This window comes from Bartonella quintana (assembly GCF_009936175.1).
Classification (GTDB): Bacteria; Pseudomonadota; Alphaproteobacteria; order Rhizobiales; family Rhizobiaceae; genus Bartonella; species Bartonella quintana.
In genome coordinates, this window is sequence record NZ_AP019773.1 from 1,349,842 (window position 1) to 1,375,124 (window position 25,283).

The 25,283-nt window shown below is 41.4% G+C and carries 19 protein-coding genes; 11 read left to right on the forward strand and 8 right to left on the reverse strand.

Going from position 1 to position 25,283, the window contains the following annotated elements; all coding sequences use genetic code 11:
- Positions 1 to 32 precede the first annotated feature (32 nt).
- Positions 33 to 1,328 (forward strand): UDP-N-acetylglucosamine 1-carboxyvinyltransferase, encoded by a 1,296-nt coding sequence (gene murA, locus MF1_RS05535; RefSeq protein WP_161510646.1) that lies wholly within the window; start codon positions 33 to 35, stop codon positions 1,326 to 1,328.
- A gap of 104 nt (positions 1,329 to 1,432) precedes the next feature.
- Here the strand turns inward: murA and MF1_RS05540 are convergent, their stop codons facing one another.
- The 5 genes from MF1_RS05540 to MF1_RS05555 all read right to left on the reverse strand — a co-directional run bounded on the left by MF1_RS05540 (position 1,433) and on the right by MF1_RS05555 (position 4,674).
- On the reverse strand, positions 1,433 to 2,101 hold the full coding sequence (locus MF1_RS05540) for a lambda exonuclease family protein (protein ID WP_161510647.1): 669 nt from the start codon (positions 2,099 to 2,101) through the stop codon (positions 1,433 to 1,435).
- Between the two features lie 544 nt (positions 2,102 to 2,645).
- On the reverse strand, positions 2,646 to 2,909 hold the full coding sequence (locus tag MF1_RS06690; RefSeq protein WP_210252004.1) for a hypothetical protein: 264 nt from the start codon (positions 2,907 to 2,909) through the stop codon (positions 2,646 to 2,648).
- Between the two features lie 540 nt (positions 2,910 to 3,449).
- Positions 3,450 to 3,647 (reverse strand): hypothetical protein, encoded by a 198-nt coding sequence (locus MF1_RS05545; protein WP_034453199.1) that lies wholly within the window; start codon positions 3,645 to 3,647, stop codon positions 3,450 to 3,452.
- 6 nt (positions 3,648 to 3,653) lie between these two features.
- The gene (locus MF1_RS05550; RefSeq protein WP_161510648.1) at positions 3,654 to 4,043 is read right to left on the reverse strand and encodes a hypothetical protein; all 390 of its coding nucleotides are present in this window, start codon (positions 4,041 to 4,043) and stop codon (positions 3,654 to 3,656) included.
- Between the two features lie 319 nt (positions 4,044 to 4,362).
- Positions 4,363 to 4,674 carry a transcriptional regulator gene (locus MF1_RS05555; RefSeq protein WP_014924454.1) on the reverse strand — a complete coding sequence of 104 codons (312 nt, stop codon included), beginning with the start codon at positions 4,672 to 4,674 and terminating at the stop codon, positions 4,363 to 4,365.
- Between the two features lie 452 nt (positions 4,675 to 5,126).
- Here MF1_RS05555 and MF1_RS05560 point away from each other — a divergent pair, with 452 nt between their 5' ends.
- The 6 genes from MF1_RS05560 to MF1_RS05585 all read left to right on the forward strand — a co-directional run bounded on the left by MF1_RS05560 (position 5,127) and on the right by MF1_RS05585 (position 15,276).
- Positions 5,127 to 6,125, forward strand: coding sequence for a YdaU family protein (locus tag MF1_RS05560; RefSeq protein ID WP_014924455.1), 999 nt, complete (start codon positions 5,127 to 5,129; stop codon positions 6,123 to 6,125).
- Position 6,126: 1 nt separating this feature from the next.
- Entirely contained in the window at positions 6,127 to 6,993 is an 867-nt protein-coding gene (locus MF1_RS05565; RefSeq protein ID WP_161510776.1) for a hypothetical protein, read from the forward strand.
- A gap of 243 nt (positions 6,994 to 7,236) precedes the next feature.
- Positions 7,237 to 9,471, forward strand: coding sequence for a bifunctional DNA primase/helicase (locus tag MF1_RS05570; protein ID WP_161510775.1), 2,235 nt, complete (start codon positions 7,237 to 7,239; stop codon positions 9,469 to 9,471).
- 126 nt (positions 9,472 to 9,597) lie between these two features.
- Positions 9,598 to 10,194, forward strand: a complete 597-nt coding sequence (locus MF1_RS05575) for a hypothetical protein (RefSeq protein WP_014924458.1) — start codon at positions 9,598 to 9,600, stop codon at positions 10,192 to 10,194.
- Between the two features lie 2,283 nt (positions 10,195 to 12,477).
- Positions 12,478 to 12,792 carry a hypothetical protein gene (locus MF1_RS05580; RefSeq protein WP_161510649.1) on the forward strand — a complete coding sequence of 105 codons (315 nt, stop codon included), beginning with the start codon at positions 12,478 to 12,480 and terminating at the stop codon, positions 12,790 to 12,792.
- 1,935 nt (positions 12,793 to 14,727) lie between these two features.
- A complete protein-coding gene (locus MF1_RS05585) occupies positions 14,728 to 15,276 on the forward strand; it encodes an isoprenoid biosynthesis enzyme family protein (protein WP_161510650.1) in 549 nt (182 codons plus the stop codon).
- A 538-nt stretch (positions 15,277 to 15,814) separates the two neighbouring features.
- On the opposite strand, the gene MF1_RS07075 is transcribed toward MF1_RS05585, so the two are convergent.
- Entirely contained in the window at positions 15,815 to 15,943 is a 129-nt protein-coding gene (locus MF1_RS07075) for a hypothetical protein (RefSeq protein ID WP_280178036.1), read from the reverse strand.
- Positions 15,944 to 16,037: 94 nt separating this feature from the next.
- The gene (locus MF1_RS05590) at positions 16,038 to 16,295 is read right to left on the reverse strand and encodes a hypothetical protein (protein ID WP_161510651.1); all 258 of its coding nucleotides are present in this window, start codon (positions 16,293 to 16,295) and stop codon (positions 16,038 to 16,040) included.
- Positions 16,296 to 18,286: 1,991 nt separating this feature from the next.
- Here MF1_RS05590 and MF1_RS05600 point away from each other — a divergent pair.
- The 4 genes from MF1_RS05600 (at position 18,287) to MF1_RS05615 (ending at position 22,286) form a co-directional block, all read left to right on the forward strand.
- Complete coding sequence (locus MF1_RS05600; protein WP_161510652.1) at positions 18,287 to 19,231, forward strand: YopJ/AvrA family T3SS effector serine/threonine acetyltransferase; 945 nt, start codon at positions 18,287 to 18,289, stop codon at positions 19,229 to 19,231.
- 1,821 nt (positions 19,232 to 21,052) lie between these two features.
- Positions 21,053 to 21,715, forward strand: coding sequence for a gene transfer agent endolysin BgtA (locus MF1_RS05605; protein ID WP_042995482.1), 663 nt, complete (start codon positions 21,053 to 21,055; stop codon positions 21,713 to 21,715).
- Positions 21,712 to 21,939: a hypothetical protein gene (locus MF1_RS05610; RefSeq protein WP_161510653.1), complete on the forward strand. Its 228-nt coding sequence runs from the start codon at positions 21,712 to 21,714 to the stop codon at positions 21,937 to 21,939. Before MF1_RS05605 ends, MF1_RS05610 begins: the two co-directional genes overlap by 4 nt.
- A 128-nt stretch (positions 21,940 to 22,067) precedes the next feature.
- Positions 22,068 to 22,286, forward strand: coding sequence for a hypothetical protein (locus MF1_RS05615; RefSeq protein WP_014924466.1), 219 nt, complete (start codon positions 22,068 to 22,070; stop codon positions 22,284 to 22,286).
- Between the two features lie 1,146 nt (positions 22,287 to 23,432).
- Here the strand turns inward: MF1_RS05615 and MF1_RS05620 are convergent.
- Positions 23,433 to 23,609: a hypothetical protein gene (locus MF1_RS05620; protein WP_161510654.1), complete on the reverse strand. Its 177-nt coding sequence runs from the start codon at positions 23,607 to 23,609 to the stop codon at positions 23,433 to 23,435.
- Positions 23,610 to 25,283 lie beyond the last annotated feature (1,674 nt).

Here is a 25,283-nt window from a genome sequence, read left to right on the forward strand (position 1 = left end):
GGGGACATGCAAAGGAAAAGAGGGAAAGCACTATGGATTCTATTCAAATTGTTGGTGGGAAAAAACTTAAAGGCACTATTCCTATTTCAGGGGCAAAAAATGCTGCCTTGCCTCTGATGATCGCAGCTTTGCTCACCGAAGAAACTGTCACTTTAGACAATATCCCCCATCTTGCTGATGTTGAACTGTTAATCCGCATACTTAACAATCACGGTGTCGGCTATGCCGTCGACGGACAAAAATCCCACCACGATTGTACTGATTCAAGAACAATCCATTTTACCGCACAAAAAATAACCACAACATACGCACCATACGAACTTGTGCGAAAAATGCGGGCAAGTTTTTGGGTAATCGGGCCACTGCTTGCACGGTGTCACGAGGCTTATGTTTCCCTCCCCGGAGGATGCGCTATCGGAACTAGACCCGTCAATTTTATTCTCGAAGGGCTTAAAACTCTAGGAGCTCGTATTGCTATCGAAAATGGATATGTCCATGCTAAAGCGCCAAAAGGATTAAAAGGCGCACACTATCATTTTCCTAAAGTCACTGTTGGTGGAACACATGTTATGCTCATGGCGGCAGCAACTGCAAACGGAACAACTCTCCTTGAAAATGCTGCTTGTGAACCAGAAGTGACCAATCTTATCCAAGCCCTTAACGCCATGGGTGCAAAAATAACGGGTGAAGGAACATCAACCCTCACCATCGAGGGTGTCAAAAAACTTCATGGAGCAAGAATATCTGTCATCGCTGACCGAATAGAAGCCGGAACCTATGCCATGGTTGTTGCTATGACCGGTGGCAATGTATTGCTCAAAAATGCTAACCCGCACCATCTTACGCAAGTGCTCGAGGTCCTCCAAAAAACCGGGCTTGATATTGAGATAAAACCGCAAGGACTGCACCTCAAACGAAATCCACGGCAAACAAAAATAATGCCCGTCAATATAAAAACAGGGCCTTATCCCGCTTTTCCAACTGATCTCCAAGCGCAATTCATGGCACTGATGACACGCGCTCAAGGAACTGCTTGTATTACTGAAACGATTTTCGAAAATCGCTTCATGCATGTTCAGGAACTCACCCGTTTAGGCGCTCAAATAAAGCTTGATGGGCAGACAGCAACTGTCTACGGAAGAGAACATCTGCAAGGTGCCCCAGTGATGGCTACCGATTTGCGTGCTTCCGTTTCTCTTGTTATTGCTGCACTGGCGGCAAAAGGAGAAAGCGTCATCAACCGCGTGTATCACCTTGATCGCGGCTTTGAAAGGTTGGAAGAAAAATTAGCCCGGTGTGGGGCTATCATTCAACGCATAACAGTCTAACCCTTTTCACCTCTTCACCGTCTTCATTTCTTTTGGGGATTGTCCCCTTCTTCTTTGGGGGCTCCCTTGGGAGAGTATTTCTCTTTAAATAAGGTGCATTTTCTTCAAGCTCCCTGCTTGGGCTCTCCTCCAAGGTGGTTTTTTCTCATATCAAGCCCTGTCGTGGCACGCTGAATTTGCTGCACCATCATCTCCAAGGCCTCATTAAAACAGCTAATCTCACTTTCAAGCTTGCGAATATAGGCTTCGTCACGATAGGCGCGTTTAATCAAAGGAGGCATATCAGGCCAATAGAGCATCAAATCCACCCATTCGCGTTGAGCGATCCATAATCCTCCCTGACATTGTGCTTTATGCTCTGCTGGAAAAGTTTTTTGATAGAAATGAGGGATCAGAATTTCAGGTTTTTTGGTTTTAATTTCCAAAAGTCCATTTGTTCCAATAAAAGCATCAGGAGAAAAACCTTTCATGCGATCATCAGCCAGAACAAATCCAATACATTGAGGCTCGGTTTGCGTGAATGTACCATAAAGCTGCCGCGCGCTTGGTTCTAATTCTGTTCCGCGTCGCATAGAAAGGGTTTTCCCCTCTTCGACGGATTTTCCAGTAATTCTTTCTCCAGCGAGCTTCATCATAACGGAATAATATTTTGAGGTTTTTTGTCCCTGTTTTTTTCGTGCCATAACTATTTCAAACAAAGAAGCCGTAATCAATCCATTGCGCGCTTGATGCCATTCCTCTGTTCCTTGAATACAATCGATAATAATTGGCATGATATCCCCCCATCTTTGAAACGCCTTCGATTTTTGAAACATTCTCTCTTTTAAAGCTCGCCCCCTCTTTGAACTCTTTTGCGATTAATTCATCTTGATTTTTCTTTTAAAGATTATCAAAAGCAGCTTTTTTCACTTTGAGAGTTCTGCAAATGTCTCTTTCTGATTTTTCAAGCACTCTTTGCCTGTTGCAAGCAAGGAAGTGAAAATGCTTTTTTCGTAGATTTGCTTTTACGGAAACTTCTGCCATCTCCCGTAAGTCTGTCTCCGCACACCCCATGGTGCACCACCCATCCGCCGTAAACCACATCCCACCCTATAGGTGTTGATAGGGGCCTTCCCATGAGAGACGCCATCACCTGAACACTTCTCTCTTGTCTGCCCCTCCTAGGCACATCTCCTTCCCCAAAAGAACCAGACAAGTTTCCCGCTCTCCTGCTCGAACCAGAAGAACTTCCCCCTCTTGAACTTGTCCCAAGCACATGCTCCACGAGCTGCCTCCACGTCCCCCACTTCATCACGCACACTAGCTCCTTTCCCCCCATTAAGCATAACACCCCACCCTATAGATGTTCATAGGGGCCTTCCCATGAGAGGCGTCATCACCTGTGAACACTTCTCTCTTGTCTGCCTCTCCCAGACACATCTCCTTCCCCAAAAGAACCAGACAAGTTTCCCGCTCTTCTGCTCGAAGCAGAAGAGCTTTCAGCCCGAAAAACTTCTCGAACCAGAAGAACTTCCCCCTCTTGAACTTGTCCCAAGCACATCCTCCACGAGCTGCCTCCACGTCCCCCACTTCATCACGCACACTGACCCCTTTCCCCCCATTAAGCATAACACCCCACCCTATAGATGTTCATAGGGGCCTTCCCATGAGAGGCGTCATCACCTGTGAACACTTCTCTCTTGTCTGCCTCTCCCAGACACATCTCCTTCCCCAAAAGAACCAGACAAGTTTCCCGCTCTTCTGCTCGAAGCAGAAGAGCTTTCAGCCCGAAAAACTTCTCGAACCAGAAGAACTTCCCCCTCTTGAACTTGTCCCAAGCACATCCTCCACGAGCTGCCTCCATGTCCCCCTTCATCAAGCACACTAACCCCTTCCCCCCCATTAAGCATAACACCCCACCCTATAGATGTTCATAGGGGCCTTCCCATGAGAGGTGTCATCATCTGTGAACACTCCTCTCTTGTCTGCCTCTCCTAGGCACATCTCCTTCCCCCAAACACCTTAAGTAGAAAGCAATAATAAAGCAGGTTGGGCATTTTGTATCTCTCTTAAGGAGCCATCCACCACCTTACAAAAGGTCTTGAAATTTGCATCCTTCCGTTTGTTGATGGCAAAAGATTCTCAACCATGCTGTTGCACAACAGAAAAATCATCGCGGAGATATTTCTTCGCCAAATTTTCCGCCATGTACTCTGCAGCCTTTTGCGATGTAAAGAGAACTGCCTTGTGTTTTTGTGGTTCCAGTTTGATCTTATTTTGGGTATTTCCAGCGTAGTAAAGCGGAATTCCCTGATAAAAAGTCTTGAGATAACTTGCCATGATTTTTTACCACCAGTAATCGTTCAACACATCACATGGACGCAAACGATGCTGCTTTTCGTAAGAGCCATAGAGATTATCTTCATAATCGCGTGCAACTTTTCCACTTAAATAAGCATGGTAAGCGTCACTATTAAGAATAAATGGCTGAAGTTGGGTATTTTGTTCGTCAATTTCGTAATTTATGACATAGGCCTCAGCGATGTGTTCACTGACATCATCGGCATGAAGTGTTGTGAGATCGAGACGTAAAATTCTTTGAACAGTTTCTCGTTCTTCAATAAATTCAAGAACTTCTTCGACTTGTTCGATTGGCCCCTCCACAACATCACAGCTTTCATCTTCACAGAGAATGATGATGACTTCATCCTCTTTAACGAATGGAATATTTTTCATGATTTCTCCCCTTTTGTACAGTTGATAAAGCACAGCTTTGTCTTGACATAGACAAATATAGCGTTAGTCTTATCTCCTCTATGGGAGAGATGTCAATCATTTTATCCTTAATAAAAGATATATTTTCAGTCTCTACGACGTTCAAAACGGCATGTGTGAATAAAAACTTGCCCTATTTTGTTCGTGGAATGTCCTTGTATTGTTCTCTATTTGTTCTTACTCAACGCAACCAAAAACAGCAGGAGGGCTAAAATGAGTGATTTAGAATTGGTACAATACTGGTGTACTCTTGATTCAAAAACACAAAAAGATATTATTGCTATGCTTCGCCACTTGGTCGCCGCAAGAGAGTCAAAATCGCCTGTCTCTCCTGTGGAGAAAGCTTTGAAATAAGATCGAGGAATTCTTTATCTTCAGGACTCGCGCTTTGCCCATAAAGGATATAATTCATACTGATATTAATTTCATGACAAACGCGCGCTAGAGATTCAATTGTTGGTTCTTTTCCTTCAGAAAGGATAGAATGGAGGTACCCAGCACCTTTACCGGCTGCGAGGGAGATAGATCTTTTTGACCGTCCACTCTTTTCAAGTGCTGTAGCTAATCTTTGACGCCAACCATCGATATTCATATTCTCACCATATAGCGCGGCTTTTTAAAAAACACATCTTTTTTGTAAAACGAGCTTGCATTATCTTCTAAAAAGGATAAAATTAAGAAAATAAATTTTACTTTTTAGGGGGGATAAAAGCTCATTTTCGGGTCCAATAAACATTTTAACACCCCAAAGGATGCAACCAGACGCCCCGGAAAATTCACGCGTCTCAAGTCTTGTATTCTTCATCCTTTGTCATCTACGCAATCTCAAACTGTAAGCATACACCTAAACATGCACAATTACCTGTTAGAGTTTATAAAGGCCTTTTCAAGAGCCCATCATCTAAAGACCAAACTGATACAAAATCGAAACACTTCACTAAAACGTAAAAAAATTTAATTGAACACCAACAGCTTTATTTAAAACATTGTTTCCAGTTTTGTTGTGAATGGAAATATATAAAAAAGAAGAAAGCGGATTGAAATATGCAAAACGCCAATAAACAAGAAACTCCATACTACGAATCGTCTACGCTTCCTTATGTCTGTTGGTATCAAAATGATTTTCTAGGAGGAGTTCGTGGAATGCGGGCACATGAAATTGGGATCTATACGATTCTTCTCAATGAAATGTACGCACGTGGTCGTCCTCTAGAATTATCTGTAGAACGTTTAGCGCGTCTTTGCGGTTGTGACAAGCGAACTTTTGTGAATGTTTTAGAAATGCTTGTACAAGAAGGAAAGATTTTAAATTTAGCGAATGGGTTATGGAATAAGCGCTGCGAAAATGTGTTTCATGAGCGGGTGAAATTGCTTGAACAAAAATCCTTTGCGGGACGTTCTTCGGCCCAAAAACGCAAAAAAATCAATGCCAAATTTCAACAACTGCTCAACGAGAGTGTAAAAGATGATGAACGTAACTCAGAATCTCAGAAGGAAAAAGAAAAGGAAACACCTCACGGTGTTTCAGAAAAGCCCTTTTTTTTGATTGAAACAGAAGAGGAAAAGAGGGGACAGGGAACAAAATGCACGCGCCTTTGTTCTGGGTTTACATCCATGCAACCTTCTGTGACAACACCCAACAAAAAAGATGTGCCAGAGAACTCTAACCACTCCAGCAAAGACACAGAAAGCCTTGCCGGCTCCAGCAAGAAAGGCAAGAACTGCACAGTGATACCCAAAGGACAGCGTCTTCCTACCGATTGGCAAGCAGATATCTGTGCGGCGATTTCAGAAGGTTTGAGTGAAGAGCAAGCACGTTGGCAAGAAAAGAAGTTTCGCGATTATTGGCATGCAAAAAGTGGTAAAGAAGCGCTTAAAGTAGATTGGCAAGCCACATGGCGCAATTGGTTTCGCCGTGAGATTGAAAGGATAAAAGAACATCAGGAAAAACTTGCAGTTTTTTCCTCTCATCCCACCCACGCACAACATTGCAGTGACAATGATGCTCTTTACCGCAGTCTCATCAACTACCGCACGCATTAACATGAGCACAATTTTTGAAATCAAACAGAAGCTTTCGTCTCAAACGGAGGCAAAAGCAAAGCCAACAGCCTCGCAGTGTGAAGCAATTTTGTTTGGCTGGCAAGCCCTTGCCTCAACAGATCAGGTGCCTATCTCCACAGACCGCCCACTCTTTCCGACGAACCAGACGCCTGTCTCAACAAACCACGCACCTTCCTCAACGGACCAGGCTTTTGCCTCAACAGATCAGATGTCTGTCTCCACAGACCACGCACCTTCCTCAACGAACCAGGCTTTTGCCTCCACAGATCAGACACCTGTCTCCACAAACCGCGCACCTTCCTCAACGGATCAAGCTTTTGCTTCGACAGATCAGACACCTGTCTCCACAGACCGCCCACTCTTTCCGACGAACCAGATGCCCGTCTCCACAAACCACGCACCTTCCTCAACGAACCAGGCTTTTGCCTCCACAGATCAGACACCTGTCTCCACAAACCGCGCACCTTCCTCAACGGATCAAGCTTTTGCTTCGACAGATCAGACACCTGTCTCCACAGACCGCCCACTCTTTCCGACGAACCAGATGCCCGTCTCCACAAACCACGCACCTTCCTCAACGGATCAAGCTTTTGCTTCGACAGATCAGACACCTATCTCCACAGACCGCCCACTCTTTCCGACGAACCAGATGCCCGTCTCCACAAACCACGCACCTTCCTCAACGAACCAGGCTTTTGCCTCCACAGATCAGACACCTGTCTCCACAAACCGCGCACCTTCCTCAACGGATCAAGCTTTTGCCTCAACAGATCAGATGCCCGTCTCCACAAACCACGCACCTTCCCCAATGGATCAGGCTTTTGCCTCAACAGATCAGAAAGTTTGAGCGAAAAGCAAACACGTTAGCAAGAAAAGAAGTTTCGCGATTCTTAGCATGCAAAAAGTAGCAAAGAAATGTTTAAAGAAAATTGGCAAACCACATGGTGCAACTGGTCTCAAAGTGAGATTGAACGGATAAAAGAACACCAGGAAAAACTTGCAGTTTTTTCCTCTTACCCCACCCACGCACCACATTGCAGCAACCATGATGCTCTTTACCGGAGTTTCATCAACAACCGCACGCGTTAACATGAGCACAATTTTTGAAATCAAACAGAAGCTTTCATCTCAAGCAGGCGCAATAGCAGAAATGCTGCTTCCACAGGGGCGCAGGCGTGGCAATGATTGGATTGTAGGCAACACACAAGGTGAAGCTGGTCAAAGTTTATCGGTGTGCTTGAGCGGCAGTAAAGCCGGTCTTTGGTATGATTTTGCGGAAGGCAGCGGTGGCGACCTTTTAGACCTTTGGTGCGCTGTCAAAGGAATCAGCCTTTCTCAAGCATTAGAGGAAGCACGCACCTTCCTCAATCTTAGCCGTCCAAAACCCTTTATGGCACCTCACCGTTCCTATCGGCGTCCCCCAGTTCCCAAAGGAGATACCCCACAGAATTTGGTAAAGACTTACTTAAACAAAGAACGCTGTATCCCTCTTGATATTTTAAAACGTTATCGCATAGGAGAAGATGGCGAAAAAATCATTTTTCCCTTTTATAAGCCGGATGGCACCCTTGCTTTGGTAAAAGAGCGGTTGGCACAAGCGGGAGCAAAAGCAAAACCGACAACCTCGCAGTGTGAAGCAATTTTGTTTGGCTGGCAAGCCCTTGCCTCTACGAACCAGATGCCCGTCTCCACAGACCGCGCACTCTTTTCGACGAACCAGATGCCTGTCTCAACAAACCGCGCACCTTCCTCAACGGATCACGCTTTTGCCTCCACAGATCAGGTGCCTATCTCCACAGACCGCGCACTCTTTTCGACGAACCAGATGCCTGTCTCCACAAACCACGCACCTTCCTCAACGGACCAGGCTTTTGCCTCAACAGATCAGGTGCCTATCTCCACAGACCGCGCACTCTTTTCGACGAACCAGACGCCTGTCTCAACAAACCACGCACCTTCCTCAACGGACCAGGCTTTTGCCTCAACAGATCAGGTGCCTATCTCCACAAACCACGCACTCTTTTCGACGAACCAGATGCCTGTCTCCACAAACCGTACCATTGTCATCACTGAAGGAGAAATTGATGCACTTTCATTAGCCGCCTACGGATATCCGGCGGTTTCGGTCCCATTTGGAGGAGGCAGGGGGGGCAAACACAACTGGATTGAAAATGAATTTGACCATTTAGAATCTTTTGAGACCATTTTTTTAGCCACAGATATGGATAAGCCTGGTGAAGAAGCAGCACGTGAAATTGCCAATCGTCTTGGTCTCCATCGCTGCCACCGTGTACGCTTGCCCCGTAAGGATGCAAATGACTGTTTAACCGCTGGTGTTGATGCAGCCACCATAGCAGCTGCCTTTTCATCAGCGAAAAGCTTTGCACCAGAAGGATTACGACGCGCCTCAGAGTATAAAGACCAAGTCACAGGGCTGTTTTGGCCAGAGCCTGAACAGCATATTGGCTATACAGTTCCCTATCCTAAACTCAATGGTAAGCTGTATTTCCGTCCAGCGGAATTAACACTGTGGAGCGGCGCCAGTGGAGCGGGTAAAAGCCAGTTGTTATCTGACTGTATTCCCCATTGGATTGCCCAAAAGAGTCGTCTTTGCTTAGCCTCACTAGAAATGAAAGGAGAACAATCCTTACGCCGTTTAACGAAACAAACGGGAGGTTTAGAACAACCCAAAAGAGAGATGATTGAAAGAATCCTGGATTTTTTAGACGATGGGCTTATTCTTTATGAGCATGTTGGCAAATCGAGCGTCGATACATTGCTTAATGTATTTGACTATTGCCGTGCGCGCTATGGTTGCGATCAATTTATCATCGACAGTTTAATGCGGCTAGGCATCGCCTCCGATGACTATACCGGACAAGAACAAGCGGTTTATAAAATGGTTGATTGGGCTGTTTTAAACGCCGTACATATTCATCTTGTTGCCCATGCACGTAAAGGTGGCTTAGACAAGGATGTTCCCGGTACTGAAGATATTAAAGGTGCCTCAGAAATTGGCGCCAATGCCTTTAATATCATCACCATTTGGCGCAATCGGTCCTTAGAAGACAAAATTTGTGCTGCATCTTTGATGGAAGAAAAAGCAGATTTAGCCAAACGCCCCGGTGTGATTATGAATATCGCAAAACAACGTTCAGGGGATTTTGAAGGCAAAATCGGTCTTTGGTTTGACCCACAAACCTATCGCTACCGCTGTTCCTCTGAACATACCCTCACCCCACGTCGTTATCTTGAACGCCCAAACAAAAAAAACCAAGAAGACAAAAGAGAATATGCACCAATGGCTACTTCAACAATGAAATAAAACGTCATTCTCGTCCAATACCCCACTCAAAGGAATGCTCCCCAAAGCTTGCTCTTTAAAAGCATGCACCAGCAGCATCTCATTTTTTAAACATATAACCAAAACAACAATTTTTGAGGAAATGATATGAAGAACCAAGACAAGACAAAAAGCAAAGGAACACAAAAAATCAGCCCCCAAACTTTCCCTCTTTCCCACGCCGGTAAGGAAGAACAGCATATTGGCCATTTAAAAACACAAGAAGTCCTCATTGAAACAAGCAATCCTTATTTTCAGCCAACCCATCCAGAAAGCTCCAGCAACCCGCGCACCGTCAAAGCCATTGCCAATGCACAGAGTCGTCCCATTGTGCTTTTATACACGAAAGGGCATATCAGCAAAGTACAATATAAAGCAGCAGAACGTTTTTATATTTACTGGCGCCAAAATCAAGCTGACCTACATATGAGCCCTGATTACACGCGCCAAAAAGTTGCGTGCAGCCAGAGGTATACACACCCCATTGAACGCCAACTAGAGGCATCCAATCATCTAAAAAAAATCAAAGTTCTGCTTGGTGTTCTTGGCTATTCGCTTGTTGAGCAGGTGGTTGGTTACGGTCAGACAATAAAAGACTTAAACCCCTCAAAACGCAAACAAAACTCACTTGCTGATCATTTACGAGATTGTTTAGAGCTGCTCGCATTTCATTGGGGATATGCAAGCCTTAAACATTCTAAATGAGCTCTACAGCTTTTCCCCTACGCTTCCCTCGACGTTTTTTCCCTGCGCCCATCACTTCTCTAACCAGCGTAGGGTTTCAACAAATCCTGTTTCCATGGGAATAGAACAATTTGATCAGAAAAAACAGAAATGCTTTCATTTAATCGTTGCTCTCATTGACTTGAGTAAATCGTCCTAAAAACCGCTTATCTTGACAATGAAAGAAAAGTTTCCATTTTTATTTCAAAGTTTATTTTAAGCACTCCTCCATAAAGGTATCATAAAAGTATTTGTTCTATCGTCTTCTCCATTACTGGAATCATACTTTTCTTTTACTTCTATTACTGAAGTAAACACGCTTGATTTGAAGTCTTTTTCATTGAGATTTACACGTTTAAAGCCCCCAATTTTTCTGTAAAAAGTATTTTTTGCAACAAAACACATTTGATATAAAAAAAGAAGATCCGCTACCCCTGGTTTCAAATAAAAAACTGTAGATTAGGTATCACACAATCAACCAGCTCTACAAACAATAAAAAGTTGGATGATAAAAAATAACCCCCATAAGACAAATCTAAAAAACGGAAAAGAATACCGAAACCAATTCTCTTAGGAACCAACTTCATTGGAAGCCGCCCTATCAGGAACCAATCCGCCAAAAGCTCCCTCATATCCTTCACCCTTCTCTTCAGCCCTCACTCCTCATCTTAATCTCCATCCTATCGGCAACCATCCTGCCAACAATCACCTCAGCAGAAACCAACCCATTCTTTAGCGCGCCCTCCACCACGCTCTCCAGCAGATTCTCCATTCTCTCAGCATTCATTACACCGGAAGCCACTCCACATTCTCAAGCTTGCTCTCCAACCCATCCTTCATCCACCCTTTAACTCACGCGCCACACCGCTTTTCGCCTCACCCTTTAAACGCTGCTCTCTTTAGCCCACTCTTTACATTGCATTTAGAAGAGCACGCAGCATGCACAATCCCTCTGTTTTCACCTTTCGGAGTTTTACGCTTTATTGTTTTTACGATAAAATGTAAAACAGTAAAGCAAACTTGCGATAAAAGCACCGCGGCAACATATTCGGAATGAAACTTGAGTAAGAGGGGAACATCTTAAAATTTACTCCATTCATCCACACACTCTTCACCCTCCTTTCCAGCACACGCGTCGTTACGCTCTCCACCCCATTCTCCACCCCTCTCTACCCCCACTCTCTACCCCCACTCTCTACCCCCTCGACAACAACCTTCACCAATCTCTAACCTCATTGAAAGGCTGTCACTCTTACAAACATTTGTAAATCTCTTTCAGACCTTTATCCTTTTTTCCTTTATCTTTTTAGGTCTTCATTCATTGAGTATACGGCATCACTCTCACCATTTTTTATACATAAGCAGATTTACAGACTTAGTCTTCTCGTCGAAATTCTGTTCTGATACTGTTCTGATAAATGAGAAAAGTATTTTTTACAACGACAGTATGTTGCTTATAACACTCTAAATGCCGCATATAGAATACTATTTGAGTAAAATAATTAATACATTAAGAAAAATAAATTATCGAATAAATTGGAAATAAAATAACAAATTTATTAAGATATTTTCCCTCTATATACTGTTTATTGTATTTAAATTTTGCAGCACAAGCATCTCAGAGGCATATATTTTAATAATATCTTGCGAGAACGAAACAAAAGAAAGAAATGAGTAAAGAACAGCACTCAGATTTCCCAATGACCTTAGACTTTTCAGCTCCTTTTACTTGCTATCCCATCATACAATCGTCTTAAATATTAAGGCTGCAAAAGAAACATCCATGGCAGATGCACCAGGCAATCGGGAGGAGAGATAGAAAGAACAAACTTCCCTAGTTTTCTCAACTTTTCTCAGAGAATTAACGCATTACCGACAGGATGTCCCTCACCCACACAGGACACATCGACCCAACCTCCACAAAATATACTCCCCGCAAAATACACCTTGGCTCCTCAGGATTTTCCTAGCTCTCGTAGGCATTTGAGCACCTATGAACCTTTTCATCATGGCATAAAAAGAAATTTGCCTGCACTACTTTTTGTCACCCATTTTTCTATGATGATCTGTATAGATCCCTAAAATCCTATTTTTCATTATCCATAAAATAGAATTTGAAATAATTCATGAAGTAAAAAAGGAAAAATTTGAGAAAATCAAAGAAAAATTTTATTCTTTTTTATAGATGTTGTATTTTTACTATATTAATTTAAAGTTAATTTATGTATTATCCATATTGTTACTAATAAATGAAGGGGAAAAGCTATGAATATCAGATATTTTTTTATCGCTGGTGCAATCACAAGTTGTTTAGCTGTTGCGCTTCAAGAATCTGATCATATAGTTATTCAACAACCAGAACCTGTTGTTGCTCCTTTTACTGTTCTTGAAACTGATTTAAAAATTCTTGAACCAACAAAGGGTACAGTGGACAACGTTATAACCATATATGGTAGATATAACCCTACTTCATTCCATAGAAGTCTAGAAGAATTACACAAAAAAGGTATAAACTTATGGGATGCATTATTTGAATTCATGCACTCTGTTGTAACATTTTTCACGAAACTATTTAGTTAAGGAAAAATGCGAGAGGCAGCTAATATTTCATCAAATAAACACCTCCACATTATGATCTATGACAAATCTGAATATGGAAAAGCCCCTAGAAATACGGGGCTTTTTTATTTCGCTTTTCTTTTTAGCAACAAATATATTTTATAAAAGAATATATTCTTTTGATCTCTGTTATATCTTTTGGCTGCATAATGCCTCTTTTCCTCCGAGACAAAGCAACAATCTTTTCCTTAAAGACCAGAGAACAGTAAATTTGACATCAATTGTTCTCTCACATACCTCGCTTCATGTCGTTTTTAGTCTGCTCTCTATTTAAAAGCTTGCTGTTGTTCTTCATTTTTCTAGAATTTTTGCGAGGCTTTTGATATCGTATGAAGAATCCCTTCGTTTTCCTCAACAATGGGGGTACTTTAAATAATCAATTTTTATATTGAGAGACTGTTCGTTGACTATCTTTGATGGTGACAAGATCGGGACAGCGCTTTCTCTCACCGGCTTTAAATTTTGCTTTTCCATCAGACACAATGAATCCTTATTCCCTTCATTTTTGTTTTTTCTTATCGACTAGCTTTCTATGATAAACTCTTTGTTTATTGCACAAACCCGGATCTTTGACTCTGAAGGTCTAATCTCTCCACTTCCATGAACAAAATCTTGATTTAAAAAAGAGACGTATAGCCCTGCGTTTGAAAAGATTGGTGTGATTGTAGTTTGCCTGTTGTCATGCTAACTCCGCCGCTTCTTAAATGTTTTACAGCACTTCATATTTTATAGAACTGGCCATCAGCGTTTTCTCTGCAGAGAACCCCGTCACTGATCACTGATTTCCACCTATTCTATCAAAATGTAAGGAAAAGCTTACACACCAATGTAAAACTGTCCATTGGATTACAAACCAAAGAGCCTTACGAAAACAGCCGATAGGCTTTCCATGCCTTCGATTGGTCAAAATACGCAACGCACATGCGTAGGCAATTTGATGGATTCATGCATTTTTAATGCATGTAACAGCTTTAATAAAAATTTTCCCCCCTCTTTTAAAAAGCTATGAAGATTTATATTAAAAGGTGTAACATCTCTCAAACATGGCTTAACATGGGTTTATAAAAGAATAGTGGCCTATAAGAAAAACAGCCTTTTAAGATGAGATCATGATCATTGATATCCCTAGGCTTCATAACAATATCCTAACAAAGACCCATCAAGTCTTGTAACAGAACAGCAAAGATTGAAACGAAAAGTTTAAAGATTATCCTCTATAAAGGATATCTTTAAAAGAAAAAGACTGAGACAAGAAGAAATCAACAGAAACGGACTATTTTGTCATTCATATTGTATTTTCAGGTTCTTATTGAATTTTCATTTGAAAAGATAAGCTGTATTATGGTATTATGATGTTGTTTTTTGCAGGTGTCACCTGTTTAAAAGATGAAAAATTTTCCTCTAAAAGGGATATAAAAACATGCTAAACAAAGTGATCCCCCTCAGGCATCCTGGTTCTGCTCCCAAAAGCAGAACAATAGCTTCTGGAACAGAGTTTAAAAACTTGCGCAAAGCTTTTTCTCACAAAGAGGCAAATGAAACAACCAATCAGAAAACAAAATGACATTCCCTTATGGTTTTCATACACATCAATATCTAGCAAAAGTTGCTCTTTCATAGCGAAGTATAAATTCAAAGGTTATTGAAGAAAACCAATGAGAAGGTGGAAATGGCAAGATAAAATAGGGGGAGTAAACAACTTGCAACAGAGATTATATTGCCACAATTTCAAGGCACTTTATCCTTTTTTGAAAGAAAAAAACCACTTTAAACGCTTGGCTTTTCATCAGTAACCAACCACCATTCTGCCTCCTCAATGACAGATGCCCTTAGGTGCTTCTTAAGACACTGTAAATCTTAAAGAAGAAGTTCGTTTTTGATTCAAACGGTAAGATCATGAAAATACGTAAAAAACGCGGTAGACCTAGAATAACAGGTAAGCCAAGAGAACCAAATGGCCGTATCTCACGCTCGAAAAGACCACATAAAGCCCCTCCCCAATCTATGATTGAAATGCGTGCAAAACACTTTGGTTTGAGCATAGAAGAAGCCAAAAATCCGCTTTCGGGTTCTTATATTGGGCGACTTTGTTTGCTTGGGTATAAACAAGGTAGCACAGGCATCAGTAAAGAGCAATATGATACTGCCCAACGGTATCTCCAAATCAGAAACGACTATTTATGCGCAAAAGGTTTACCGAGTGGCTATTATGATGACTTTACGCATGCATCATCAGATGAAAAGGCACAAAAACAGTGGGTTCGCAGAGCAACCGATCACTATGAAGAGATGCAAGAAGCGATCAAAGAAGCACAACAGCTGCATCGCCAATATAACTTTCATGCGGCATTACAATATCTTGTTGTAGAAGATCAATCGCTTTCCTATCTTGTCTGTTCGTTGCGTCTTGTTCTTGACGCACTTCATAAACATTTTAACAGTTAAACAAAGAATGATCATTCGATGAAAGGGCACGATAATGTGTAAAACATTTGCACATTGTGCGCCTATATTCATGGGGCGTTATAATACTTTACTGTAGACTGAACTGAGAGCCTCAAAATTTTTTGCAAAATTGCAGCGTGATAGCTTTAAAAGGAGAAGAAAAAGCCTCACCACATCAACAGCCCCGCCCCCGCTTCTTGACATCCACCTCACCAAAAATCACACCACCAGCAGCCACTCAACCGTCAACCACCTCATCCTTTCGCATACTCTTTGCCTTACTCTCTACCCCACGACATCCAGTTTCACCGCCAACCATCTCACCAAAAACCAACTCTTCAGAAGCTAGCATATCAGCAGCAATCAACCTCGTAGCTTAATCTTCGTAAAATCCCTTTTCTCTTCGGTTCTTGAAGAAGGAAAACACTCAAGTTTAGAGTCTGTCCTTTTCAATTCTGCTTTATGCAGAACTTTTTATAAACCAACAGCCAACTTCACCGGCAACTATCTCAACAAAAATCACACCACCAGCAGCCACTCAACCGTCAACCACCTCATCCTTTCGCATACTCTTTGCCTTACTCTCTACCCCACGACATCCAGTTTCACCGCCAACCATTTCACCAAAAACCAACTCTTCAGAAGCTAGCATATCAGCAGCAACCAACCTCGTAGCCTTAATCTTCGTAAAATCCCTTTTCTCTTCGGTTCTTGAAGAAGGAAAACATTCAAGTTTAGAGTCTGTCCTTTTCAATTCTGCTTTATGCAGAACTTTTTATAAACCAACAGCCAACTTCACCGACAGCCACTCCACCAAGAAGTCCGCCTCGACCTAACTCACCAGCAACCATACCATAAACTGAAGAAAGATGAAGAAGTGGTTCTTGTTCCGCATCCGAAAAAAAACTTCTGATTGAAACGCCACACTCTTTTGCATAACCAGTAGGTTGATTAAAATAAAAAATACAAGATCTCACTTTTTCTGTTGACAATAGAGGGAAAATCGTATTTAATGACATATGCGGGAGAGGTTCTTTTGTATCTAGATTTCACCGTATCCCCAGTTTCAATATAAAGACCTAGTATTTAATATAAAGGCGAAGTAAAAAGAAGCGAAGCATTCAAGCGAGTCAGGATGCGTGAGCTACTCTGTCCTACTAGGCCAATGTGTATGAATTTGTTGGTAAAGTGAGCCATGTCAGTGCGGAGGAAAAACCCAGTTTTCATATCCTAGAAAAGGATTCATCCGTTAATCCTCCCGTTTAATCTTCTGGCAAATCTGCCGACCGACAATACCTTTGAAACGCTTCACTTTACCCTTGCGGATTATCGTGTTAAAAGTGAAAGCATTTTTTCAAAAACCAATAAAGAATTGACCATAAAAATAAGAAATTGATCAATTGTATTGCTCATGTAATTCCTCAAAAGCAAGCCAATGATGGATGCAGCCATCCTCAAAGCAATGTGGATTGTTGCTGACAATAAAAGGGCTATTCATTTTAAGGCTTTCATCCGGCTTAAAACCTTCAAACCATTCGTTTTAAACCTTTAACTCCAAACAATTCATTCGTTGAGATTTCCTCTTTGATCTACGTATAACCAAAGATCTACATCCAGCTAAACATGCGCATATTGGAAGACTTATCAGGAAAACCAATGTGTTATTACCGATGCAAAGCAGAGCAGCATAAAAGCTTGAAAAGCAAAAAGAGCATACAGGAAGCAGCAATCAAGAAGCATAAAATGTTGTTTCCGCAAAGTCTAAAACAACTAAAATTGAGAAGTCATCAATATCTTCTCTCAAGAAGACTGAAAATTTGAAGGAAACCATGCAACTGAAAATATCCTCAGCAGTTTTCAAACACGACAGCTGCACTGCGTTGTGCGTAAGGGTGTACATACCAGTGTGAAACAAGTTGAGCATTTCGCCAAAAAGCAGGATTTCTTAAGTTGCACAAATCCAATCAAAAGTGTAAGATTTTTACATGAAAGCAAAAGCCTAAAGCAAAATTTTGCAACGGTTCTTCTTGGCTCTAAAACGTCAGAGTCACTTCAATTTTTTAAAGCAAAAGAAATAAACCACAGTGCAACTTACACGCAGTTTGCAAAGAGCAAAATCTTTCTTGCATGGTTTTATGGATGGTGTTCTTCAGGGCGAAAAAGTACTTATTGTGTTTCTGAAAGAAAGAGGAAATGAGCGCCCAAAAGTGGAAGAAAAATAATGTCTCCCGTGCAAAAAGAGAGAGGCCCTCAAGTGCGAAGAGCAGATCCAAACCAGAAATTGCAAGTTCCCTAAAACGACCTCCCCATGAAAGAGTCATCTAAAACAAGATAGATTCCACTTGCTTGATAGCATAAGCCGCCACAAGAAGACTAAATTCTGTTTTTCAATTTGTTTCCGCATAACAGATTGCGATTTTATTTTGACCACAAATTATCGAGAGCTTTTCCCCTTTTTCCAGAAAAATGATGCAAAAAAACTCTCTGAGCAGATTGGCATCGTTTGCGAGAAAACGCGCTTTGCGCAAAAAGCTCTTCAAGCTTCTTCATTGCCTGATTGTTCTTTTCCCCTGATGATTCTTTTCCCCTGACAAAAATGAACATGCAGCGAAGTGCTTTTGATGATTTTGTTTAACTTTCCGATGGGAGAGAAGCCTGTCATTGCCGCGTTGAGACTCTCAAATAGGAGAAAAAAGCTTTCATTTTAAAAGATCAAGATAAAGTTTCAAATGCTTTCAAGCTTCTAACAATTCTGACAAATTTTGAAGATGCACAGTATAAACCGGATTTTTGATCCTTTGTTGAAAAACAGAGAGTTCTATTGAAAACAGGGGGTCTGGCTTAGAAAGCCTTCTTACGAAAGCTTCTGAGGTTAAAAACATGACCTCATTTTCCTGCCTTTCCGGGTGAAAAGGAAGCGAATAAACAAAACATTGCTTTAGCTAACCATTATTTAGCCAGAATACGAAAACAATATTTCATGCTCCCTCTTAACACGGAGATGAATATTATGAAACCACAAAATTCAAACAGCACCCCTCATCATTCATTCAGCACACAAAACAGCGATATCGAAAATGAATCTTTAGAAAGTCTTCTTGCACGTTTAGAGAATGAAGACTCGGAAAAAGTAGAAAATGAAGATATCTCTGTCAATCATGAAAAATTAAAAGGTATTATTACAGACTTGGAGAGCGATCTGGCCAGTGGCAAATGGATCAATACCTTTTATGCCAACATAGATCTTAGAATGATGCCCGCCCTGGTAAAACAGGCGAACACTAAATATCCAGAAATGAATCTTAAACTCGCTCTGACACCTCAAGAGCTTGTCTTGTCCATAAAAGAAACAATCAACAGCGGAGTTCAATCTTCCAGATTTATAGTAAACCTCGGGGGAAGCAGAATCCATTTTGCAGTCATCGATCATCAAACCGTTGCCGACAAGACATCCTTGCTCTTGCTTGAACCTACATCCTTCGAGAATGGAAGCGCAGCGATGATGGGGTTGAGGACGAAAAAAGCTCTTCAAGATTCTGACCTGTCTCATTATTCCTTTTCCATGGCAGAAATGAATATCCAACGAAGCACTTCTGAATGTGGAATTTTTAGTTTGGCTCTGGCCAAAAAACTTTATCTTGAATCTGACAAATTAAAAAAAATGCACACAGATAATGTTAACGGTGTTTTGTCTGATCCAGAGAGTGCTTATTTATCTTCTGATAAATTGGATCAATATCTTCCAATCACTTTATATAAACACACGCAAAGTACAAAACGTCTCAAGCAATATGTAAAAGCAAATCCGGGAAGTGAACATAAAAGCATTAACAAAAAGGAGGAAACTCTTTTTGAGAGATTTGAGAAGAACTTAACTTTAAAAGAGGACAAAGCTTTCTCTGTTTCGACACATAAAAAGAGGATTTCTGAATATAAATCTCTGCTTAAATTATGATATAATTTTTTTAACATTGTTGGCCAAGATGCATAGGAATTGGCCAAGGTGCGTGGGAGTTGGCCAAGGTGCATGGGAGTTGGCCAAAGTGCGTGGGAGTTGGCTAAGGTGCATAGGAGTTGGCCAAAGTGCATAGGGGGTAGCCAAGGTGCATGGGAGTTGGCCAAAGTGCGTAGGAATTGGCCAAGGTGCGTAGGAATTGGCCAAGGTGCGTGGGAGTTGGCCAAGGTGCATGGGAGTTGGCCAAAGTGCGTGGGAGTTGGCTAAGGTGCATAGGAGTTGGCCAAAGTGCATAGGGGGTAGCCAAGGTGCATGGGAGTTGGCCAAGGTGCGTAGGAATTGGCCAAGGTGCATAGGGGTTAGCCAAGGTGCGTGAGAGTTGGCCAAAGTGCGTGGGAGTTGGCCAAAGTGCGTGGGAAGGTAGGCCTTTGTATGAGCGATTGGTTTTAGCCAATTTATGGAGATTAGTCGATTCATTTGCTTTTTCGAGCAGCGGGCATATGAAAGCAAAACAGCTGTGCCGTCAGAAAGGCGTACCTTAGAACTGTGTGAAGCGTTTCAGGGCTTTTTGCGGCGACAAGAGAGATCTCTCCCAACAGGAAAAATACTTAATGCTTTTGCAAGAGTATAAGCGGGAGCGTGTATTTTTTTAAAGACTCTTCGTGTCGAGTTCTTCAAGGATGATCATTTTTCCTCTTAAAACACCTGTGCATTCTCTCAAATGCCTCCGCATTCATGATCATAAGAAATTTGAACCTGACAGGCAGCGTTAGAATATGCTTTCCAACAACTCGGAAGTTGTTTAAACAACGCTAAACTTAGTCATTAATAAGCTGAGAATATTGTCCCTGGCGATTGCCTTTCTAATGGCTCTGCCGCTCTAAGATCTCTCAGGAATTTCTTAAGAGAGAATACAAAATCTTTGAGATCAACAGCTTTTCTACTCAAAGAATGCGTAAGAGCCTTTTTTAAGAATCCAGTATTTTTAACAATTTGCACACCCTTTGTTTTTCGCTATACTTTCAAAGTGCATGTGCAAAAGACCGACACTCTCTGATTTCAAGGATATCTTGTAAAAGCTGTTTGGTTAAGCTTGCGGAATTTTACCGCATTCGCTTCTATTCAATTGAGGGATTTCCATTTTTTATTTCTTATACGACCGGGAGCCACCCGCACCCCCTCCATCAAGCACCCATCTCCCAGTAACCAACTCATCAGGAGGTCCCTCATCTTTAGCTTAATTCTTCACTACACTCCCCACCCATATCCCGCATCTCCCCTTTTAACCTGCGCGCTATGCCCCTTTTCACCCACCCTTTAGATCATTGAATTTACCCTTTATTAGCATTTGTAAGGACGCTCATAATGCACATCTCTCTCTTGCTCTTTTTCAACTTTACACTTTATCATTTTTACGATGATACGGAAAACAGTAAAGAATAGCAGATAAAAAATTCTGTTCCGGGAGGAATGAAAAAAAAGAGCCAAGCTTGCGTAAAAACACCATTATAACCTCTTTGAGGGATCGTTTAGGAAAAAGGAGGAACACATTAATTTTCTCCATTCACCCACATCGTTCTTCACCCTGCTGTTCACTCCGTCAGCAACCACCCTTAGCGAAGCAGGCCCCTCACCGACAACTGCCTCACCGGCACTCCACCAAGCCCCCAACTCACCAGGCTCCCTCACCAAACAATCAACCTCGTGGCTTAATCTTTACAAAATTCCATTTCTCTTCTGTTTTTAAAGAGCAGGAAAATCCAGTTTTAAAGTCTGTCATTCAGCTCTGCTTTGTGCAGGGCTTTTTTTATGGAGAAATTTATGCGAAAAATATCACAAGAAGGACTTGCACTGATTAAACAGTGGGAAGGATTGCGCTTAAACGCCTATCAAGATGCTGTCGGTCTATGGACAATAGGTTACGGCCATACCAGTGATGCTGGAAAACCTTCTGTTCGCAAAGGCATGAAGATCACAGAAAAGAAAGCTGCAGAACTTCTTTGTCAAGACTTGCAACAATTTGAAAATGCTGTTGAGCAAGCTGTTACCGTTTCTTTAACAGATGAACAATTCGCAGCATTAGTGTCCTTTTGTTATAATGTAGGAACGGCAGCATTTTGCAATTCTATGCTTTTAAAAAAGCTTAACAAGGGTGACTATGAATCGGTTCCAGCCGAATTACAGAAATGGACCAAAGCAGGTGGGAAACGCCTTCAAGGTCTTGTGAATAGACGTGCAGCCGAAGCAGGATTATGGGCGAAAGGGTCTTATGTTTCTTCTAATACTCAAACAGTGGAAATAAAAGCATCAACGGGGTTTTTAAAAGCAGAAGCGCTTCCACCAATTATTGGTTCTTTTTCTGGACTTGGAGGCTTGCTCACAGGCCATGGTCCTGTCCAATGGGCCTTAGCTTTTGTGATGATTTTAGCAGCATGTGCCGGCATTGTCTTTGTTGCTAAACGCTTTCAGGAGCAACGCTTATGATTTGGTCGATGAAAAAAAATTTAACAATGATAGGAGCAGCTTTAGCCACTTTTTTTCTCGCTTTAGTAAGAGCTTTTATTCTCGGCAAAAAGGTTGGGCAGCAAAAGCAACCAGAAAATACTTTAAAATCAGCAATAACACGGCTCGAGGTAGAAAATGAAATTAACAAAAAAAGTGATACTGATGTGCGTACTGAGCTCTCTGACTGGGTGTGCGATAAATGAACCTTCTTCCTGTGGAGGTTGGTTGCCCATTTATTTAAACAGAAAAGATCTGAATATCATCAGCACAAACTTAGCAAGAGAAATCTTAAAACATAATAAGCAGGGTGAACGACTATGTGGGTGGGAACATGGTGAGAAAAAAAACTGAAAAAACGACAGAACTCACAGAAGCAGAAAAAGAAATGCTTCAGGAAATGATCCTCACCTATCAAAGTATAAAGGTGATGTCTCGCTGTATAAAATGGCTCGTATTTATCATCTTTCTGTTTGTTGTTGATCTTGCGCGTCTTATAGACGCAATAGAGAATATCTTTGCACATTTAAAGCAATGGATCTTGAAGAAATGAAGGACAAAATGCTCCACCGATTTATTGCTAGAGAGAGCAAAAACTCCTTGTTTAAGAAGATTCATAAAAATATATCGTGCTTTTGCATATCACCCATACCTGCTCCATCGCTGTATCACACTCTTTACGCACTTTTTTCAGTTCCTCAGTCACTCTGCAGAACAATTTCGTACGCTTGATAAAAGAATAATGCAATGCGAAAATAAGCATAGAAAATAAAATGCCCAATATCCTCAAACTCTGGATACCGAGGATAACGAATATCACAAGCTCCTGGTCACGTTTTCCCTGTAGCGTTTTAGAGAGTGATCGCTTTGTCTCGTTGCTGGGTTGCTTCTTCCAGCTGCTGAATGTTGTTTTCAATTGCCCGGTCAAGACTATGATGGGCCCTGCAACAAAAGATGCCAAGAAAAAAACACAGACCAATAGGAAGCCTCTCTCAGCATCTTAATAAGCATTCTCTCCTACTATTAGTTGTCTGTAAAGATGGGAATCCTTAAAACCGCCATGATGACAGAGCTAAAAAATATTATTTTATAATCTTTTGTCCCCAAAATCATAGATTCTTTGAAAGAAACGGGGCTTGCTGCTGTGTCAAGAAGCTAAACTCTGTCCCTTTGTCTCTCTCAGAGCTGCTTAATTGCTGTGTTCGCTCTTTTGCAATTCCTTGCCTTCTACAATCTCGCACGCTTGATAAAAAAATATGGCGTTTTGTAGAACGATCGGTTTATATTTCTGTTCAAGCGAGCTGTTCTAGTTTCTGAAGCATTTTTTTCACTCTATAATTGCGTATACTGTGTAATATCAAAAGAACAGGCAAGGATACGAAAACACATGCCCAGAAAAAAACGGCAGTAAAGATCCAAATATCAAGCCATTCCACTCAAGCACTAGACGGAACCAGAAGCAAGAGCTCCACATACCCTAAAATACCCAAGACCAACAAGGATGAGAGAAATGGCAAATATTATTTATTATAATTCCTTTTTGAAAGAATCAGAGACTGTTCGGAAAGGAAGCGCACTGCCGTACCCAAAGCTAAATTTTTTCCCTTCCGCTCCTTATTTAAACTGCTCAATTGCTGGATGGCACTTTTTTCAGTTTCCGCGCCATACTGAACACCCTTACCACACGCTTAACAAAAGATTAATAAATAGCAACAATTGCCATAATGACAAAAACGACAACCATGGCATCTACCACAATCGAGAGGACCGTGGTTAAGACCATAAAATCAATCACTTTTCTTTCTCCTCTATCGCGCTTGTGTAGAATGATTGGTTTGTCTCGCTGCTCAGGTGATTTTTCCAGCTGCTGAATCATTTTTTCTCATTCATGATTCAAGAAAATGTGGAGGACAAAAATGAACGGAAAGAAGAGGAAAGCAAAGCTTAAAAGTGTCTTCAGCAGGAGGAATTCTCAAGGCCCCCACACCACTCCACCCAGATGCACGCAAAAACTGTGGCAATTGTGTTCCTTAGCAACTGTTATATCACCAGCTCTCTCAGTCTCTCTAAAACATTCCTTGAAACTTTTTTGCAGCCATTGCTTGAAGCTGTTCCGGAGATATTGCGTAAAAAAAATCTCTGTATATAAGATAGAAACTGCAACAAACAGCAATCCTATGAAAGATAGGCAGAATATTCTTTTATAATCTTTCGATGAAAAAAAACCATCGCTTCTTTAAAGGAAAGAAGTTTAGATCCTTTATCAAGTGGTGAATGTGAGACAGAAACCGTCTCCCCTGGCGCTTGGGCAGATTGGTGTTGTGGTTGTTTGTCATGGCTGACATTCCCCAAATTTTTTCAATAGTTTAAGCTCTGCTCAATTTTGCAGCACGAAGCATCACGAAAGGCATCTCCGTAAATATCCCTCACTGACTCCCTATACTGATCAACATAAATAAAGAAAAGCGTCCACACCACCGTGAAACTCTAGATGAGTTATAAAAACCAAAGAGAAATAAGAAAACATCCCCGCGCCTTTGACTCGTCAACACACACTTTATCCCTGCGCGGATATTTGATAGCTTTATGTAATGGGAGAGTTTTGTAACAACTTTAATGAAAGTTTTCAATCCTTATTTTAAAAGAGCCTTGAGGATTCACCGCATAAATCAAAACAACATTAATTTACACTGCATGGGTTTAGAGATCTGCTAACAGTTTTGTGTAGCCTTAAGCTGTGAAGAAAACCTCTATAGAAAATGGTGCGGAATATATCACCAAGTTTAGGAAAAACATACAATTCAAGAGGTGTGTTCACCACCTTGCTGCTGTTTCCTCATTTTTCAATTCCCTTCTTTCGCTTCAAAAGCACTCAAAATATAATCTCTCTTAAAGAAACACAGCCACCAGCCCGTGGTAATTTTTCCTTTCGCGAATCGGATTGATTCCTTGGTTCAAAAGTTAACGGCAAGCAGCAGCCTTAGATTTTACACCTTTTAAAGAGACAATATCACAAGAAATCTAACCCCATTTCATAACGTTTTTTATGAAGATCGAATCTAAAAATCCATCTCCCTTGATCTGCTGCCGTTTCGATTCGCTTCAAAAGCACTCAAAGTAATCTCTCTATAAAGAAACACAACCTCCAGCCCGTAGTAATTTTTCCTTTCGCGAATCGGATTGATTCCTTGGTTCAAAAGTTAACGGCAAGCAGCAGCCTTAGACTTGGTATCTTTTAAAGAGACAATATCACAAGAAATCTAACCTCACTTCATAACGTTTTTTATGAAGATCGAATCTAAAAATCCATCTCCCTTGATCTGCTGCCGTTTCGATAAGCCACAAACCTGCTCCATCAGCATATTTTCCTTTGGGCAGATTTTCCATGGATAAAACGGAGAGTTTGTTTTACACTCTTGTTCTTGGAAGCACCTCTAAAATCATCTTTCGCACCATCTTTTGAATTGTGCTTGGAACACTCTCATCTGATATCAAAATTACAGAGACCAGAAATAAAATACAATAAAAACAATTTACTAAAAGGAGAAAA